18 protein-coding genes and 1 tRNA gene are annotated in these 18,321 nt (G+C 38.9%); 2 read left to right on the top strand and 17 right to left on the bottom strand.

Going from position 1 to position 18,321, the window contains the following annotated elements; genetic code table 11:
* Window positions 1-8 precede the first annotated feature (8 nt).
* The 15 genes from CD126_RS05090 to bshC all read right to left on the bottom strand — a co-directional run bounded on the left by CD126_RS05090 (window position 9) and on the right by bshC (window position 15,553).
* Complete coding sequence (locus CD126_RS05090) at window positions 9-788, bottom strand: YlmH family RNA-binding protein (protein ID WP_103370130.1); 780 nt, start codon at window positions 786-788, stop codon at window positions 9-11.
* 136 nt (window positions 789-924) lie between these two features.
* Window positions 925-1,212 carry a YggT family protein gene (locus CD126_RS05085; protein WP_049407040.1) on the bottom strand — a complete coding sequence of 96 codons (288 nt, stop codon included), beginning with the start codon at window positions 1,210-1,212 and terminating at the stop codon, window positions 925-927.
* 10 nt (window positions 1,213-1,222) lie between these two features.
* Window positions 1,223-1,795 carry a cell division protein SepF gene (locus tag CD126_RS05080; RefSeq protein ID WP_049407038.1) on the bottom strand — a complete coding sequence of 191 codons (573 nt, stop codon included), beginning with the start codon at window positions 1,793-1,795 and terminating at the stop codon, window positions 1,223-1,225.
* A gap of 5 nt (window positions 1,796-1,800) precedes the next feature.
* Window positions 1,801-2,475 (bottom strand): YggS family pyridoxal phosphate-dependent enzyme, encoded by a 675-nt coding sequence (locus CD126_RS05075; RefSeq protein WP_103370129.1) that lies wholly within the window; start codon window positions 2,473-2,475, stop codon window positions 1,801-1,803.
* A gap of 1 nt (window position 2,476) precedes the next feature.
* Window positions 2,477-3,289, bottom strand: a complete 813-nt coding sequence (gene pgeF / locus CD126_RS05070; protein WP_103370128.1) for a peptidoglycan editing factor PgeF — start codon at window positions 3,287-3,289, stop codon at window positions 2,477-2,479.
* A 245-nt stretch (window positions 3,290-3,534) separates the two neighbouring features.
* Window positions 3,535-4,707 (bottom strand): cell division protein FtsZ, encoded by a 1,173-nt coding sequence (gene ftsZ, locus CD126_RS05065; protein ID WP_002472854.1) that lies wholly within the window; start codon window positions 4,705-4,707, stop codon window positions 3,535-3,537.
* Window positions 4,708-4,735: 28 nt separating this feature from the next.
* Entirely contained in the window at window positions 4,736-6,133 is a 1,398-nt protein-coding gene (gene ftsA, locus CD126_RS05060) for a cell division protein FtsA (RefSeq protein WP_049407024.1), read from the bottom strand.
* 104 nt (window positions 6,134-6,237) lie between these two features.
* Entirely contained in the window at window positions 6,238-7,140 is a 903-nt protein-coding gene (locus CD126_RS05055) for a cell division protein FtsQ/DivIB (protein ID WP_053092835.1), read from the bottom strand.
* Window positions 7,141-7,155: 15 nt separating this feature from the next.
* Window positions 7,156-8,505: a UDP-N-acetylmuramoyl-L-alanine--D-glutamate ligase gene (gene murD / locus CD126_RS05050; RefSeq protein ID WP_002472833.1), complete on the bottom strand. Its 1,350-nt coding sequence runs from the start codon at window positions 8,503-8,505 to the stop codon at window positions 7,156-7,158.
* A gap of 5 nt (window positions 8,506-8,510) precedes the next feature.
* Window positions 8,511-9,476 carry a phospho-N-acetylmuramoyl-pentapeptide-transferase gene (gene mraY / locus CD126_RS05045; RefSeq protein ID WP_103370127.1) on the bottom strand — a complete coding sequence of 322 codons (966 nt, stop codon included), beginning with the start codon at window positions 9,474-9,476 and terminating at the stop codon, window positions 8,511-8,513.
* A gap of 202 nt (window positions 9,477-9,678) precedes the next feature.
* Window positions 9,679-12,015 (bottom strand): penicillin-binding protein, encoded by a 2,337-nt coding sequence (locus CD126_RS05040; RefSeq protein ID WP_103370126.1) that lies wholly within the window; start codon window positions 12,013-12,015, stop codon window positions 9,679-9,681.
* Window positions 11,996-12,391, bottom strand: coding sequence for a cell division protein FtsL (ftsL, locus tag CD126_RS05035; protein WP_002472889.1), 396 nt, complete (start codon window positions 12,389-12,391; stop codon window positions 11,996-11,998). The genes CD126_RS05040 and ftsL overlap by 20 nt, the downstream gene beginning before the upstream one ends.
* 16 nt (window positions 12,392-12,407) lie before the next feature.
* Complete coding sequence (rsmH, locus tag CD126_RS05030; protein WP_049407015.1) at window positions 12,408-13,343, bottom strand: 16S rRNA (cytosine(1402)-N(4))-methyltransferase RsmH; 936 nt, start codon at window positions 13,341-13,343, stop codon at window positions 12,408-12,410.
* Window positions 13,344-13,358: 15 nt separating this feature from the next.
* Complete coding sequence (gene mraZ, locus CD126_RS05025) at window positions 13,359-13,790, bottom strand: division/cell wall cluster transcriptional repressor MraZ (RefSeq protein WP_002472823.1); 432 nt, start codon at window positions 13,788-13,790, stop codon at window positions 13,359-13,361.
* Between the two features lie 149 nt (window positions 13,791-13,939).
* Window positions 13,940-15,553, bottom strand: coding sequence for a bacillithiol biosynthesis cysteine-adding enzyme BshC (gene bshC / locus CD126_RS05020; protein WP_049407013.1), 1,614 nt, complete (start codon window positions 15,551-15,553; stop codon window positions 13,940-13,942).
* Between the two features lie 229 nt (window positions 15,554-15,782).
* Between bshC and CD126_RS05015 the strand changes: the two genes are divergently transcribed.
* The gene (locus CD126_RS05015) at window positions 15,783-16,229 is read left to right on the top strand and encodes an N-acetyltransferase (protein ID WP_049407011.1); all 447 of its coding nucleotides are present in this window, start codon (window positions 15,783-15,785) and stop codon (window positions 16,227-16,229) included.
* A 93-nt stretch (window positions 16,230-16,322) separates the two neighbouring features.
* On the opposite strand, the gene CD126_RS05010 is transcribed toward CD126_RS05015, so the two are convergent.
* Entirely contained in the window at window positions 16,323-17,024 is a 702-nt protein-coding gene (locus CD126_RS05010) for a YjjG family noncanonical pyrimidine nucleotidase (RefSeq protein ID WP_232620118.1), read from the bottom strand.
* A gap of 269 nt (window positions 17,025-17,293) precedes the next feature.
* Here CD126_RS05010 and CD126_RS05005 point away from each other — a divergent pair.
* Window positions 17,294-17,367: transfer RNA gene (locus CD126_RS05005), tRNA-Arg, on the top strand.
* A gap of 441 nt (window positions 17,368-17,808) precedes the next feature.
* On the opposite strand, the gene CD126_RS04995 is transcribed toward CD126_RS05005, so the two are convergent.
* Complete coding sequence (locus CD126_RS04995) at window positions 17,809-17,994, bottom strand: hypothetical protein (protein ID WP_049407005.1); 186 nt, start codon at window positions 17,992-17,994, stop codon at window positions 17,809-17,811.
* Window positions 17,995-18,321 lie beyond the last annotated feature (327 nt).

Genomic DNA, 18,321 nt, shown 5'->3' with positions numbered 1-18,321 from the left:
CTTCGATTCTATTTAAACAAAGTTTCAAACTGAATGTGAACCTTATCTTTCTTCGTCTTGCCTCCGACGTCTGTGACACGTGCGCGACCAAATCCTTGAATCGACAACAAATCACCGACGTCTAAGTGGAAGTTGACTGAGTCGACGATGACGTGGTTCACCTTCACACGTTTCTTCTCTATCAATTGTTTCGCGATGGAACGCGATTTACGTATCATTTCTTTCAACACTACGTCTAAACGCAATGCACTGACAGTCGCATGAAATGATTTCCAGTCCTCTTTAGATTGTATCATATCTTTAAACGGAATAGAATTAAGTTTCACTGTTGCACCTTTGATACGTGTTAATTCCACCATCATATAAGATTCTAACTGTTTTGTCAAAACGAACTGTATCGTCTCATTCACTAGTATATCACCTAGTTGCTCACGTTCAATCCCCATGGACATAATCGTACCTAGTACATGTTGATGTTGAATCGTCACAAACTTCTTCGGATATGTAACCTCAATCAGTACGACTTCGAAATCTTCTATGTCCGGTTCATAGTACGAGGGGGCAATAATCGCACGTTGACGCTCAGCATGATAACCCCCAAAGAAATGGATGTGTAAATCTTCGAAACTATTCGTTACCACTTCAGCAATATACTGTGCTCTAGGGTCTAAAAAGTTAGTGAGTTGCGGAGCGTAATGATCATTCGCCTGTTTACACTTATCGATTAATTGATCGATTATCTCACGCTCTTCGCTTCGAAAGTGTTGATAAATATCTATCGTGCTCACGCTCCTTTTTATATAAATAATTTATATCCACTACAAAGAAAGTCCCAACCCTCACAACGTCAGAGCGGGACTTTTAATTATCTTATCGTGTATATACGTAGCTCGAAGCTCATTCTACCTACCGTTAAAGCACATATTATAATGAATGCATAATCAAGCTAAAGAGACTTCCTAAACCTTCTCTAAACAAGAACAGCACAAAGAGTGCGACGATAGATGAAATATCTATAATTCCAATCGGTGGAATGATGCGTCGGAATGGTTCTAAAAATGGCTCGTAAATCTTAGCTAAGAATCGGCCTAATCCATTCTCACGCGCACCCGGTAGCCAAGACATTAAGAAGTAAAAGAGCATTCCAAAAGTATAAATTCTAACGAGAATCAATATTATATTGAAAATCGTGCCTAATATTTCTAAACTCATAATTTAGCCTCTATTCGCCATGAAAATCAGCGTTCTCAATTTGATCTGTAATCGTTCCAGCTACTTCTACGTTGTCAGGCGTACATAAAAAGATATCTGAACCTACACGTTGAATGTCGCCACCAATCGCATAGACTGTACCGCTTAAGAAGTCAATGATTCGCTTAGCTGAAACCTTGTCGATACGTTGAAGGTTCACTAATGTAGCACGGCGATTCTTCAACTCATCAGCAATATCTTGCGTATCTGAGAAGACGCGTGGCTCAAATAAACACATCTTAGAACTTTCTTGAACGTAATCATATTGTTCTTGGTTGTTCATATTCACTACATTGCGCGTATTTGATTTCTGTGATTGATTCATATGATACTTCCTTTCACCTTGGGATGATTGGTATCTAGAAGATTGCTTTTTCGGCACAGATTGTAAAGAACGTTGACGTTCATTGGGCTCAATATGTGATGTCTCAGCTGTTTGGTTCTGAGGTTGTTCTCTACGAGGTTCTCTTTCTGGCGGTGCCTCTAACTCATCATCTTCCTCTTCTACAGTGAAAAATCCATTAAATAAATCCTTTAAAGCCAATAGCTTCACTCCTCATTTCCTACAAGTTTCGTCCCAATTCGCACATATGACGCACCCGCTTCAGCAGCAATTTGATAGTCATTGCTCATGCCCATAGAAAGTTCGGTACAAGGTGCATGCGCTAGATTGAGAGATTGTATTTCATCGCGTTGCTTTCTTAATTGTTCAAATAATTGTTTGATATAAGCTTCGTCATCTGTATACGGCGCCATCGTCATCAAGCCGATGACTTCAATATGTTCATAGTCAGCAAGCGTTTCGATAAAGTCTTTCACTTCACTAAGTTCAAGACCATGCTTTGAAGACTCACCTGACACATTCACTTGTACGAAGCATTTCACAGTATGATCGACACGTTTATCAATTTCTTTAGCTATCTTTAAGCGATCAAGTGCGTGATAGTATGTAACTTCATTGATGACTTCCTTCACTTTACGCGATTGCAAAGGACCGATAAAGTGCATCGTCACGTCATCTGGTAACGCTTCTTTCTTCTCTAAGAAGCCTTCGACACGGTTCTCACCAAAGTGTCGTACGCCAGCTTGATATGCTTCTTTAGCTCGGTCTATTGTAACATATTTCGTCACAGCAATCACGTCAGGTTGTGTCGTCCAACCTCCCTTTTCGCTCGCAGCTTTCAATTCCTTTTGAATCGTTTGATATTGCTCTTGTACACTCATCTCACACTTCCCCTTCCTTTGTTTCGCGTTGACCGATGTACGCCAACATCCGTCCAGTTTGTCCTTTTTCCACTCGATAAGAGAAGAATAAGTCTAAGTCTTCAGATGTTTCATATTGCGTGATTGTAATTTGATCTCTGGATAATCCCGCTTTTTCTAAAAGTAAAGCATTCGCTTCTTTCAAATCAATGCCATGTCTGTCAGGCCCTCTCGTCTCAATAAAACGAGAGGTATCAATCGCTAAATCTTCAAATTGGGATTTAATATCGTCATTAATTACATACGAGGTTGAGGTAGCCGGCCCAATAACCACTTGTAAATCTTTGATATCGAAGTCAATTTCCTCAATCATATTAACGACGATTTGGCCTACTGTACCCCGCCAACCTGCATGCGCTAAACCAATATAGTGATGTCGCTCACTATAAAAATAAATGGGTACGCAATCCGCATAACACATCGTTAACATAATGTTTGTATCATAGGTATAAAGCCCATCAATACCATGTAAATCGTCGGTTAGCGTATCGATGTTCGTTCCTCTATCTCGCTGTGTCACCTCAGTCACACGATTGCCATGCGTCTGAATCGGAAAGACCCAGTGAGAGGTCGGCATATGAATGATAGATGCGAGCGTTGCTTGGTGTTGTGTAACGTGATCAGCTGCATCATCTGTATAACGCGCCATATTAAAGGCATGATCTGGATATGGACTCAAACCATCCTCTCTCGTGGTCATACCTAGAAAGATGTTGGATAATGACGCATCTTGATATTCTAATCTATGCGATAATTTAATAAACTTCTCTGACATACGTACTCACTTTCCTCGTTCTAGTGATCTCTTTTATACTTTGTGGCTTATATTCTAAAAAAGAGTGAGACAGCATCCGAAATTTCATTAAAAATTTGAATCACAGTCCCACTCTTATAGGTCGGTCGAATTGCGGTGTCGCTTGCACACTTTGTGTAAAGCAATTCAACCAGCCACATTGTTATTCATTTAATTGATGACTGAGTGTTACCCAGACTCAGCTATAGCGCTTTATCATGTGATGATTAACGTCTAGATCTTCTTGAACGTCTTTCTTCACGGTTTCTGATAAAGCTTGGAATGTCATCTTCTTTAGTAGAATGACTTCTGCTTTCAGTCGTATTCTCTACGCCACCTGCACTTTCAGTTGAACGTGTAGAGAATGATGTTTCTTGTGAACTTGAGCTGCTCGTTGCACTTGAACCGAAACCAGTGTTAGACGCTTTACGTCCTTGAGAAGCTGGTTTGTCTTCGAAACCAGTAGCTATAACTGTTACTACGATTTCATCTTGTAACTCAGGATTGATTACTGTACCGAAGATCATGTTAACATCTTCGTCCGCTGCATCTTGTACGATGTCTGCTGCTTCTTGAGCTTCGAATAATGAAAGTGATTCTCCACCTGTGATGTTCATTAACACACCTTGGGCACCCACGATAGATGTTTCAAGTAATGGAGAAGAAATCGCTTTTTTAGCAGCTTCTACTGCACGGTTTTCTCCAGAAGAAACACCGATACCCATCAATGCAGAACCTTGGTTAGACATGATTGTCTTAACGTCGGCAAAGTCAAGGTTCACTTCACCTGAAACAGCGATTAAGTCAGAGATACCTTGAACACCTTGACGTAATACGTTATCTGCTTCTTTAAACGCTTCCATCATTGGTGTAGATTTATCAACGATATCTAATAAGCGATCGTTAGGAATAACGATTAATGTATCTACTGCAGCTTTCATTGATTCAACACCAGCTGCTGCTTGAGTTTGACGTTTGCGACCTTCGAAGCTAAATGGACGAGTAACGACACCTACTGTTAAAGCGCCCATTTCTTTAGCAATCTTCGCTACGACTGGCGCAGCACCTGTACCAGTACCGCCACCCATACCAGCAGTTACGAATACCATGTCCGCACCTTGGATTGCGTCTTCGATTTGTTCACGTGATTCTTCAGCTGCTTTCTTACCAATTTCAGGGTTAGCACCTGCACCTAAACCACGTGTTAATTTCTCACCAATTTGGATCTTAGACTCAGCTTTAGATAAGTTTAAAGCTTGTCCGTCAGTGTTAATAGAAATAAATTCTACGTTATTCATTCCGTGATCAATCATACGGTTTACGGCGTTGTTACCGCCGCCCCCTACACCGATGACTTTCAACGTCGCTAAATGATTAAATCCTTGTTCAAATTCTAACATTGCATTTCCTCCTAGTATTAATGGCCAATCATTCAAATAGAGATTTCATCAATTTTTTAAATTTACTTTCTTCTTTAGGTTGAGCTTCTTGCTGTTCATGTTCACCATGTTCAACACTATATGGCTCTCTTGCACCTTCAGTATCTTTCACATCGTCGTGATGTGTTGTTTCTGATTTGTTGGTCTTCTTCTTGAACCAATCAAATCCACCTGATTTAGAAGAAGTGTCTTTCTCGTCTGGTTCGATTTCTTCTTCTTCAAATTCTTCACTATCATGATTACTTATTGTAACATAATCTAATAACTCATCGAAAGTAATGCTACTAGATATTGTTGAGATAGCAGAAGAAAATTCTGGCTTTCTGATACCCATTTGTGAAGGTGTATGAATTCTAACCTTTTCATTAACCATATCTTGCAATAACTCTTTGACACCGAGTAAATTAGCTGAACCACCTGTAACAATAAAGCCGCCATTTACTTTCGTCAAACCAAGCTCTTGCAGAACGTCAAATACATTGAAGAAAATTTCTTCGACACGGGCTTCGATAATGTCCGCGAGATCTTTCTGTGTATACTGCGCTGTCTCTTCACTGTCTAATTGGTTGACACTAAAGACATCTTGATCTGAAGCAGAGTCATAGAAAGCATGACCATATTGATGCTTAATCTTCTCAGCTGTATCGTGTGTCGTGTTAAGACCTTGAGCGATATCGTCCGTAATATCGCGTCCACCCATCTCGATAGAGTCTGCATCAACAAGCTCACCACGTTCATAGAAAGCGAGCTGAGTTAAATCTTCGCCAATATCAATGATACACGCGCCTAATTCGCGTTCAGTAGCTGAAAGAACTGAGCCATAGTTATACGCATCTGAATAAACGTCTAAGACATCGACGCCACATGATTCAACACATTTGATCATGTTGATTAAGATTGAGCGTTCGATTGCGATAACACCTGCATCCACACGTAAAGAATGACGTGCGACAAGTTCTTTCGGATCTGATACTTCGTTGTCCCCATCCACGTAGAATTTGATAGGGAAAGTATCGATAACTTCAGTACCTTCAACATCGTTTTTATCGCGAATACCTTCTAGCGCATCCTCTATGTGTGTACCGTTGAGTTCTGTGTCTTCGTAAAATTCAATTTCATTTGTTTCGTCATAAACTTCTGTACCGATAATAGGTAGTTTCAAGAAGACTTCTTTAATATCTACACCTGAAGCAATAGATGCCTTTTTAATCGTATCTTTAATCGCTTGTTGTGCGATATCAAAGTCGTCAATTAATCCATTTTTAATTCCGCTCGTATAGGTTTGTCCTGTACCTATCACATTAATTCCGTTGTGAAATTTTTCGCCTACTATTGTTTTTATACTCGATGAACCAATATCTATACTTACATAATAATGTTCCTCCATAGATAGGCACCTCCTGACAATTACATTTCAAGTACATACTACATTCAGTTTACAATACGTAGCATTGCTTGTGAACTATAAACACATCTGTTCATCTAAATTTTTTAATTATTTTTATCATCACTTTTATCTTTGTTTTTATCAATTTTATTCAATGTTTCTTGGAGTTCATCTTTTGCTTTATCTTCATGCTCAGATCCAGCTTTGACATTCTTCTCAGAATCAGATTGGTCATCATCATTTTCACTATACGGAACAAATGCGGCACCGACTGTTAAGTCAATATAACCATTTCGCTTGAGATTTCCACTTTCATCTCGGTCGAGCGCCTCTGTCATTTGCGGATAGTACTTCATCTTCTTAGCAATCGTGCGAATGTTGCCTAACACTTGAATATCATCGGAAGTATAAAGCTTGATTTGATTCTCACTTCCTTTAGTCGGTTCATAGCTAATTTCTGAAATAGCCGCTCGCACATTGCTTGGCATCTTATTTAACGCGTCTATGATGTCTTGCTTCTTCCCTTTAGTAAAACCAGTTAATACGGGACCATTGTTAGCAGAACCAGAGAGGTGTTTAAGCTCTTTGCCATCCTCGAGGATTGGCACATACTCATCTTTCTTCTTCACTAAACCAACGATGTTGTACTCTGAGATATCCACAATCAACTTATTCGGCAGTTGTTTATGCACATTTGCGTGCTTGATGAGCGTCTTATCTTCCAATTTCTTAGCAGCTTTCTTCGTGCTAAAAGTGTACATGCGTGAATGGTTCGTCACATTGACTATCTTCTTAATCTCACTCGTACTCACGTTATCGTTCCCTTTAACTTCCACCTCTTTAATCTTGCTCAGTGGTGTAAACATGTAAAGTAGAAGCAAGATGATGAAGAGGAGCAGGATGCCGAAGACGATAAATTGAATACGTCTTTGCTTCCGTCGCCTTGCGATACGTTTTGCTTTCAGATATTTGGAATCAAACTGCTTTACGTTCTCATTCTCTGACATGTTAAGTCACATCCTTTAAAACTGTGGTAAGTGCGCACGGAAGCGATCAATAAATTTCTGACCACGTTCTTCAAATGTGTTGTACTGATCCCAACTTGCACAAGCCGGTGAGAGCAGCACGATGTCATTAGGTTCTATAATCTCTTGCACTTTATCTACAGCATCCTCGACATCTGTAGCGCGAATGACATATTTACCTTGACTAGAACCTAATTTAACAAATTTCTCTTGCGTCTCTCCGAAAGCAATCATCACGCGAACGTTTGTCATATATGGTGCGAGTTCATCGAAACCATTACCTCGATCTAGACCTCCACACAACCAGATAATTGGTTGCTCAAATGAGTTCAAGGCAAATTGCGTCGCTAATGTATTCGTTGCTTTAGAGTCATTATAATATTTATTCGTCTTATTCGCACCAATGTATTGCAAGCGATGTTCAATACCAGAAAAAGTAATTAAACTATCGATAATCGCACGTACCGGCACGCCTGCAAGCAACGCAGCAAGCACTGCTGCTAAGACGTTCTCTAAGTTATGCTCGCCTGGTAAGACGACATCATCAACATGGATGATTCTAAATCCTTGGAAGACGATGTAGTCATCTTCAATGTAAATGCCATCGACTTCTTGTTGAGTAGAGAAGTAATATGTACGCGCTTTAAGCGATTCAGATTCAATGAGATGACGTTGGTGATAATTACAAATTAGGTAGTCATCCTCAGTTTGGTTTTTATAAATATTCTTCTTCGCATTTTGATAATTCTCAAGCGTTTCATGATAGTCGAGATGCGCTGAATAAATGTTAGTAATAATGGCGATATGCGGACGATACGTATCAATTCCTAAGAGTTGGAATGAAGATAATTCGGTAATCAAGTAATCTTCTGGCGCTGCTTCTTGTGCTACCTTAGAAGCTACATAACCGATATTCCCTGATAGTCGCCCTACTTCACGGCTTTTTTGGAACATATCTCCAATGAGCGAGGTCACTGTCGTTTTACCATTTGTACCCGTCACACCGATAATCGGCGCTTCAGATACGAGATAACTGAGTTCTACTTCTGTTAAGATTTTCAAATTACGTTTCTGTGCTTCTTGTAGAATAGGTACAGAATAAGGGATGCCGGGGTTCTTAAAGATGATGGGATTCTTATCTAACAATGACAATGGATGTTGTCCGCCAATGACTTCAATACCCATATGTTCTAAATCTTTGGCATGAGAATCTTGACTTAAATCTTTACCATCGTTAACAACGACTTTCGCACCGAGTTTGTTCAACAACTTCGCCGCTTCGTAGCCGCTTTTCGCTAATCCAAGTACAAGTACGTCTTGATCTTCTAACCCTGTATAACTCAACATTTAAATTAGTGCACTCCAATCCATAAACCAATTAATCCGGTAATTAAACCGACTGTCCAGAATACTGTCGTTACTTTCTTCTCATTCCAGCCACATAATTCAAAGTGGTGATGTAATGGTGACATTTTAAAAATACGCTTACCTGTCAACTTGTAAGATGCAACCTGCAGCATCACTGATAACGTCTCAATCACGAAGACGAAACCAACGAAGAGCAGAGAAATTTCAGCATTTAAAAGAACAGAAACGGTAGCGAATATACCACCTAATGCTAAGCTTCCTGTATCCCCCATGAACACTTTGGCCGGGTTCAAGTTAAATGGTAAGAAACCGGCTAACGCGCAAATCATAATGATACAGAAGAAACCGACTGCTGGTTGATCTAGAATAAAGGCCATAATCGCATACATAATGAAACCGATGATAGATAAACCAGTCGCAAGGCCATCTAAGCCATCTGTAAGGTTGACTGCATTTGAAAAGCCAACTTGCCAGAAGACTAAGAAGATGACATAGAAGAATGACAGTGGTATTTCAGTTTCAGTGAATGGGATATGAATACCCACTGACATATCACCAGAGTTAAAAATATAACTAAAGAAGAAGAAAATCACTGCGATAGCGATTTGTGCTAAAAACTTCTGTAGACTTGTTAAACCTTGGTTATTCTTCTTAATTACAATAATGTAATCATCGATAAAGCCAATAAGACCAAAGCCGATCGTGACGAAGAGCATTAAAGTTAACTCTGCAGTATAGTCTGTGAAGATGATACCTAGGATCGTTGTCACGACAATACTGATGAGAAATGTTAAACCTCCCATCGTAGGTGTACCGGTCTTCTTCATGTGACTTTGAGGTCCTTCCTCACGAATACTTTGCCCAAATTTCATTCGTTTTAAAGTTGGAATGAGTAGTGGCACCAATATAAATGTGATTAAAAATGCAATGACTGCCAATAAATAAACCATAGTTTCCTCCTCAATTCTCGGGTCAATGTTACACGTTACTTGGTGGATTATGTATCGAATAGTAAGTGAACGAATGAGGTAGCACAGGAGAAGAGGACTAAGCTCCTCTCTCATGAGAGTTGATCTTTAGTCACTTCTTCTTCCAACCTGTGGTACAACTACTCTCTCGTCTCGTCACTTACTATTCTATCTTCTCAAGCCCTTAACCATCTGATTGTTTCTCAGATTGTTTGTTGTCTTGCTGATCAGATTGATCTTTCTTATCTTTGTCTTTCTTTTTTGAACCCTCATCCTTATTCTTGCTATCTTTATCTTTCTTATCATCTTTCGACGTCTCTAAATCTTGTTTCTTATGATCTTCGGTGCCATCAATATCTTCAGCAGATAATGATACAGTGACTTTATCTTTCTTACCTACCTTAGTACCTTGACTAACGGATTGGTCAGAAACGTAACCACTGCCTTTCATATCTACTTTAATATTTGTTAATTGTTCGAAAGCGACCACATCTTCTTTCGACCAACCTGACATATCAGGCATTGTCATGTCTCCATCAGTGAGTAACAACACTCGACTGTGTGGTAATAATGACTTATCTGCTTTCACAGATTGTTTCGTTACTTTCTTACCGCTACCAATCACATCTGCTTTGAGCGATTTCGATTCAATACTTGTCTTGGCTTTGTCTAATTCTTGGCCCTCTACATCCGGCACTTTACTATACTTCACATCGGATTTATCTTTGCCACTGCTGTTCTCGACGTTCAAGTATTTCAACGTATTCTCCATGATTGGTTTGAAAGCACGACTTACACCCATTTCATAGGCTTCTTGGTCGTTCTTTTGAGCGAGTGACATACCTGCGTAGACGATGATTTGCGGATCTTTCTTCGGCGCTGCACCGATAAAGCTTACGAAATAAGGATTGTCCCCTTCTTCATATCCGCCATTCTTGCTCGCAACTTGTGCAGTACCTGTCTTACCTTCCATACTATAGCCTTTCAGACGATAGTTCTGCGCATGACTTTTCTCGCTGTTGACTACCTTATCTAGCTCAGTACGGACTTTCTTCGCTGTATCTTTGGTAATCGGTTTACCATTGTATTCTTTTTTACCTTTATAAAATGTATCGTGTGTGGCTGGATTCTCTATACTGTTCACAAACCACGGACGCACCATATTGCCATCGTGATAAAATGCCGATTGCGCTTGAAGCATTTGAACTGGTGTCACTGTAGTGGATTGACCGAACGCTGATGTCTTCTGTTGCGCCTCGTTATCCCAAGCAATGCCACCTTTAGCTTCGCCATCAAAGAGACCATTCGTTGTCTCGCCGAAGCCAAACTTCTTGTACCAATCTTTCATCTTATCCGGGCCAACTAAATCTTGAAGGTGCATCATCAATGTGTTGGAAGAGTATGTAAACCCTAGTGTCATAGGTATTTTACCCCAACCAACTTTGTTCCAGTCTGAGATGCGAGAACCCATGATATCTCTATGACCTGATTTATATTTCTCATTCGGCTTGAACTTACCTTCTTGAATCGCCGCAGCAAGTCCATACGTCTTGAACGTGGACCCAGGTTCATAGGTGTTCTGGTAAAGGTCGTTCGCCCATTTCTTGCCGAAGTCTTTACCTGTTTCCGGGTTAAAAGTAGGTCGTTGACTGTAACCGAGAATTTCACCCGTCTTTGCATCCATTACGACTGCAAAGAGATCTTTAGGTGCAAAGTGATCGACCATCTCATCGAGCGCGCGTTCAACAAAAACTTGCACATTAGAATCGAGTGTGAGATGAACGTCATCACCGCGCTTCGGCATCTTCTCATCTTTACTATTCGGAGCGATATAACCCCAAATATCACTGATATATGAAAGAGATCCTTTACGACCTGATAGATAGCTATCGAATATCTTTTCAACACCCATCGCACCTTTCAAGTCGCCAGTATCAGGATCTTTCTGTGCCATACCAATTAAGTGCGAAGCGAAGTTACCATTCGGGTAAGAACGTTCTGTTTCCGGATAAAGTGCAATACCCGGCAAATTCATTTTTTCAATTTTTTCTTTTTCTTTATATTTGATATTCGTTCCTTTTTGTCCAAATTCGACTTGGAACGCTTTCTTATTATTGAGTTTGTCTTCAATTTCTTTCGGTTTCATATCTAACACAGTAGCGAGTTTCTTAGCGGTCTTCTTTTTATCAACCACATGTTTCGGCTTATCGCTACCTTCGTCTGCTTTCTTATCGACGACGGCTACAATCTTGTACCGTTCTACGTCTTCAGCTAATATCTTGCCATTGCGATCGTAAATCTTACCTCTTTCAGGTTGTTCGGTCTTCTGAGCGAGATATTTCTGATTGGCTTTCATGATTAAATCCTGCCCCGAGGAGTGACCGGTTAGCATGATATAAGTGAATCTTAGCGCTAACGTAAAAAAGAGCAGTCCGAATCCGATAGTGAGTAGGACTGCCCCTATTTTATTTTTTTTTAGTTTAAAAATGGGTTTTTTAAGTCTAATTTTTCGCTTCGCCATTATTACGCACTACCTTTACATTGTCGTTCTTAAGGCTCATTCCTTGTTCTTTTGCCTTGTCGTAAATGCGTTCATATGAAGAGTTTTTCTTAATTTCAGATTCTATAGAACTATTTTCACTTGCTTGTTGTTCGATTTTATGGTCTAAATCTGCAATCTTGCCGTGTGTATCATACGCATCCATTTTTAAAGATAGCATATATATACTGATAAAGGCAATTACGGTTATCAACCCTATGTATAACATTTTTTCGAACTTAGTAAGTTTAACGACTACTTTCTTCTTTACAGACTGCTTTGGCTGTTCCGAAGGTTGTGTTTCGGGTGCATGTTGTGGTGCAGCGTTGTAAGGTTCATATATTTTTTCTACAGCCATAATTAAGATTCACTCCTTATTTAAGTATCTCTGCGACACGTAATTTCGCACTACGCGCACGATTATTGTCTTCTAAATCTTCTTCAGTAGCGGTAATTGGCTTGCGATTCACACGTTTAAGTTTAGGTGTGTATTCCTCTGGTAAGACGGGTACGCCTCTCGGAACATCAGGCCCTTTCTCGTATTCTTGGAACATTTGTTTACATAGCCTATCTTCGAGGGAATGGAAAGAAATAACAGATATTCTGCCATTCACCTCGGTATGAGCTATGGCTTGCTCCAACGAATCTTCGAAAGCTGCTAATTCATCATTGACAGCTATACGGATCGCTTGAAAGACGCGTTTCGCTGGATGTCCACCTTTACGTCTTGCTTTAGCAGGAATACCTTCCTTAATGATATCGACGAGTTGTAACGTCGTCTCTATCGGTTCTTTCTCTCGATGCTGTTCAATGCGTCTTGCAATTTGTTTCGCAAATTTCTCTTCGCCGTAACGGTTAAATATCCGCATTAAATCATGGAAGGACCATGTATTAACTACGTCATATGCTGTTAAGTCTTGCGTCTGATCCATGCGCATATCTAATTTCGCATCGTGATGATAACTAAACCCACGTTCTGGTACATCTAATTGAGGACTAGAAACGCCAAGATCGTAATAGATACCATCGACCTTTTCAATATTTAAATCATTTAAAATTTCTGTTATATTCCGAAAATTACTATGTATAAAAGTAACTTTATCAAGGTGATCTTTTAAAACTTCTCGCGCGTTGTCCAAAGCATGTTGATCTTGGTCAATCGCAATCAATCTGCCTTGATCACCTAATTGATTCAGCAAATAGAGGGCATGACCCGCGCCACCTAAAGTACAGTCAACATACGTACCATCTGCTTTAACATTTAAATAATCAATGGTCTCTTTCAACATGACGCTGACGTGATGAAACACTTCAATTCCTCCATTTTAAAAATCAAAATCAATTAAATCTTCAGCAATATCCTCGAAACTTTCTTCAGACTCATCGTAGAAGTTATTCCAAGTTTCACGATCCCAAATCTCTATACGATTTGAAACCCCAATTACTGTACATTCTTTCGATAAATTCGCGTATTGTCTTAAATTCTGTGGAATGTTAATACGCCCTTGCTTATCTAACTCTACTTCGACAGCGCCGGAGAAGAACATACGCATAAATTTACGCGCATCTTTTTTGGTCATAGGTAAGGTTCTCATCTTCTCTTCAATGGTCTGCCATTCTTCCAAAGTATAGCCGAATAAGCATTTATCAAGGCCTCGTGTGATGATAAAACGTTCATTGAGATCATAGCGAAACTTCGAAGGCACGATCATACGGCCTTTCGTATCAAGCTGATGCTCGTATTCACCCATGAACATTCTACCTCACCTCACCTTCCATATATATAATTTACCACATCTCCCCACTATCCTCCACTATTTATATAAAATTTACCCGAATTCTTTCAAATAGGCATAAAAATAGCCCGATCTGCTGTAATAGCAAATCGGGTAAATCCTTACTCACTCTAAGGTTTAACGATAATATGGTCGAATGTGTAAGGGAGTGGTGGATAGGTGGAGGGACTGAACACATCTATCCCAAAATCATTCATGATTTGGAGTGGATTCCAAATTCTTTCTTGTAAACCACCCATCGCGTGGAGTGTTGATTCAATTTCTCTGAAATGTGTCATACTAATTTGATTTTCTCTTTCAATATTAAGTAAATAACGTTGGATGAGATAATCATATTGGAATTGGTGAATCTCATTATTTTTATCAAGTAGAACTGTATTATCGTGATTATCATCTAACTCTTGTTGAAGTGATTGGTAAAGCGCTTCTTGTTGTACTTTCATCTCTTCAACTTTATTAATAAACGCATCTGAAGCTTGCGCTCTCACAAAATCATCTTTGTGGCGTGTGGCACCTTCTTCAATAACCTCATCGATCGGAATATCGTAGCGATTTAACAATTTCTCCACTCTCGGATTGAGATAACTGATACGCATACGCGGAAGAACAATTGGCATTTCTACGTCTAATGTCTTAAAGACTTGCGCGAGCTCAGCCCAGTATTTAATTTCACTTGGACCGCCGACGAAAGTGACTGTATTAAATAACCACTCTTCCATTACGGGACGTGTCACTACATTGTTCGATAAACGTTCTGGTTCAGTTTCTACTATATTAAGTAGTTCTTCTTTAGATAGTGTTTCCTGACTTTTATTCAGCTTAAACTTACCATCTTCATAAATGAGTAACTCTCGCGTTTGTTCGTGTTCAAGAAACAGGTGTACATTCGTCTCTGTTTGAATCATCTGCTCAAGACCCGCTTCAACCGTCTTAGCCTGGCCTTGTCTAAAAGCAGCATCGACGGACTGATGCTGATCGATGATATATTTAAACATCGGCTGTTCGAGACGACGTAATTGTGAATCATGCGCATCAATAAGTAATAAACCATATTCTTTGAAGACCTCGTGCACAAGCGCTTTAAAGATATCTGACCAACTGTCGAAATCAGCAATTATCTTGTGGCACATATCTCTGAGTGGTCGGGAAGCTTGCGTTTCATTCAATTGTTTAAAGAAATCGTCCACGGCTTGCTTAAGCTCACCTTTATCAGGAAGATAGTGAGAAACACATGTTTCAGGCGGCTGTAATGTATGATATTTCACCTTATGTAATTGGGCATCGCTGTGGTTAAAGACATACGTGTGGTTGACTTCATCAAAGTCATGGTCTTCACCAGCAATCCAGAACACAGGTACAACTGATCGGTCATACTTTTCGCGTAGAGATTGCGTCAATGTGACGATGGATAATATTTTATGAAAAGTATAGAGTGCGCCGCCTAAAAAACCTGCTTGTTGGCCTCCAATAACAACTTTAGCTCCGCTAGCAAGTTGAGAAATATGTTCTTGTTGTGCCTCAGTTAGCGACAAATCGCTCATATAGTGCTTAATTATTTCAGCTAAATCCTCTTCCCTACCATTATTTGGACTTTGAAGTCGAGTAGCATAACTTTCCTCTGCCATAGCATTGTAATTAAAAAATTGAGTTACTTGTTCATCATTATGTGCAATGCTAGTGATAAATTGATTGTCGTCTTTAAGTTTAAGCGTCTTACAGTCCATACCTATTCTCCTTAGTCATTCTGTTCTATTTCAGTATAAAGATTATAGTAATATTTGACAATTATACGGCTTGCGATATAAGGGAGAAAGTAAGAAAGATTTTACTATTGTAAAGCGTACTATATGTGGAGGTCACATAAGTTATCCAAAGATGATAAATTATAAAATTTTGTCATCATAATTCACTTTACGGTATAATGGTATTAAATCAATTCAAGGGGGAAAGAATATGAGTGACGTAAAGCGTCTCGATATTAATTACAAGACCGACGAACTTTTCGAAGATTTCAGGAACTTCGGGAACAAAGATCTATTTATGGTTGATGAACTACGTGGGGAAATGATTGATGCTAGTTCAGACTCTCCATTCTACGGCATATACGTAGGTGATCGTCTTGGCGCTCGTATGGCACTTTATCGTAAAGGTGAAGTGGAAGAAGTCTATTTCCCTAAATATGATGATTACTTAGTATTATGGAAACTTGAAGTTCTCAAAGCATTTCAAGGTCGTGGCTATGGTCAAGCACTACTCGACTATGCCAAATCACATAACTTACCAATCAAAGTGATTGCACGTAATAAATCTAAAGATTTCTTCTTGAAACATGGCTTCGAAGATACAGGTGAACATAACCAAGAAGGTAACGATGTACTATTATGGACACCAACTAAATAATAACAATCAGAGTTGATGAATGAGGTCAATTGCTTAACACTTGCACTTACTCACCTTTCATCAACTCTTTTTTATCGATTTTCTAATCAGAACTTACATTAAGTGAACAAGTTGGTCAAAGCTGTGTATTGTGTAGTCAGGTTGAATACCAGAATCATTGACCTTATCTCGACCGTTGTACCAACAAGTTCGAATTCCAGCGTTGATGCCACCTTGGATATCAGAAGTTAAAGAGTCTCCTACAATGATAGCGTCTTGTCTTCTCTCGTTACCAATATGGTTAAACACGTAGTCGAAGAATTCAGGCATAGGTTTTTGAGAACCTGTATCTTCAGAGATAAAGATACCTTTGAAGATCGTTTCGAAAGGTGTTTGTTTCAAACGACGTAATTGCGTGATGCGCACACCATTCGTCACAATATAGAGATCGTAGTGATTTTTAAGAATATCTAAAGTAGTTAGAACGTGTGGCATATACTTCACTGTCGCTTTCGATAACGAAGTGCGATATTCATGATCAACTTTCGGACCATCAACCTCGATATCGTATCTCGCAAAGAAGTTTCGGAAACGCTGGTTCAACACTTCTTCCTTATTGAGCTCTCCACGTTGGAAAGCTTCCCAATGCGCCTGATTTACTTGCATAAATGTTTGTAAATCAGATTCAGTAGCTTCATTTAGATAATCTTGAGCTATTGTGTAAAAAGCTTGAATTTCAGCATCTATAAAGTCTACTAACGTATCGTCAAAATCAATAAGCATGGTCGGTTTCATAATAAAATCCCTTTCTCTCATTAAACTACTCATTATTGAACTATAATATATTAGTTGTGAGAAAGAAAGTGGAGGGTAATGAAAATTTCAAATAGAATAAGTTAGTAACGATTTAGAATTGTGAAATTAAAATTAGAAGTACAAGAAGACTGCGATGAGTTTATGGGTATTACTAGTAAATCCATGCAATTCGCTTACATAAGTGAAAAATCTACATAAATTTCAATGATTGATGTATTGCTTTATTGTAACGAGTTAGTTATAATAAATGTTGTGTTAAAAAACGTTATGTCCTGGTAGCTCAGCTGGATAGAGCAATGGCCTTCTAAGCCATCGGTCGGGGGTTCGAATCCCTCCCAGGACGCTAAGGCGTGAAAATACGTTAAAATGTATTTTATACGAAAGTCAAAAACCCTGTTACGACGGGGTTTTTCTTATGTCTATGAAAATACGTAAAAACACGTTTTAAAATTTTTGGCCAAAATCCGGACAACATTTTAGCGATTTTAAATTTACGTTGTTCAATGGTTGTCCGTGTATCGACCGCTAGCAAAAATCATTCCTTATATTAATATATACCAAAAACTCTTCCTGCTAATCCAAGGATACCTACACTAATACCAACACCCCAACGTAACATAGAATATTTCAAGTTACTGACATGAACTTCCATCTTTTGATCTATTAAATTACCGATATTCGCTTCCAATCTTTGACAGTGCTCTCGTATTTCTTCTTTAAATTGAGCATTACTCTCCAACAATTCCTTTCGAACCTCAAGTTGCTCTTCTTTAATCTGTTGAAATTACTCATTACTTTTTTCTATTCTCTCGATTCTTTCTTCCTGGGTTACTGTGAATTTTTCATTATCTTCGTTTATAGCTTTCTGAGATTCTTGCGTTTCAATCAATTCTAATTTAATTTCACGAGTATCTTTTTCTAATCGAGTTAAGCGTTGGTGATGCTTCTTTAAGATGCTTTGATGTTTCATTCTCATCCCTCCCTAGTCATTGATTGTCTGTTTCATGTTTGATAAAAGGGCAAAGTGCAGTATATCGTTTAATATTATTATATCCCACTCCCATCGAAATTAAAGTTTTTATATTACATTATTTTTATAAATTCATTTTATTAAAAATATGTCAGACTCCAATCAAATTTCAAAAATCTCATAAAAAATCCCGCCTCATAAAGAGACGGGTTAGAAAGTGTGTAAACATGAATAATATCCTTCACACACAAAAACTGTTCATATACCTGTAGGATTCTCACCTACAAGTTCATTATAACATATAATTTCTGTCTCTTATACACATCT

The sequence above is a fragment of the Staphylococcus pettenkoferi genome (genome assembly GCF_002902685.1).
In the GTDB taxonomy this organism is placed as follows: domain Bacteria; phylum Bacillota; class Bacilli; order Staphylococcales; family Staphylococcaceae; genus Staphylococcus; species Staphylococcus pettenkoferi.
The sequence above is the reverse complement of the archived record's forward strand: the minus strand, read 5'-3'. Positions and strand labels throughout refer to the sequence as shown.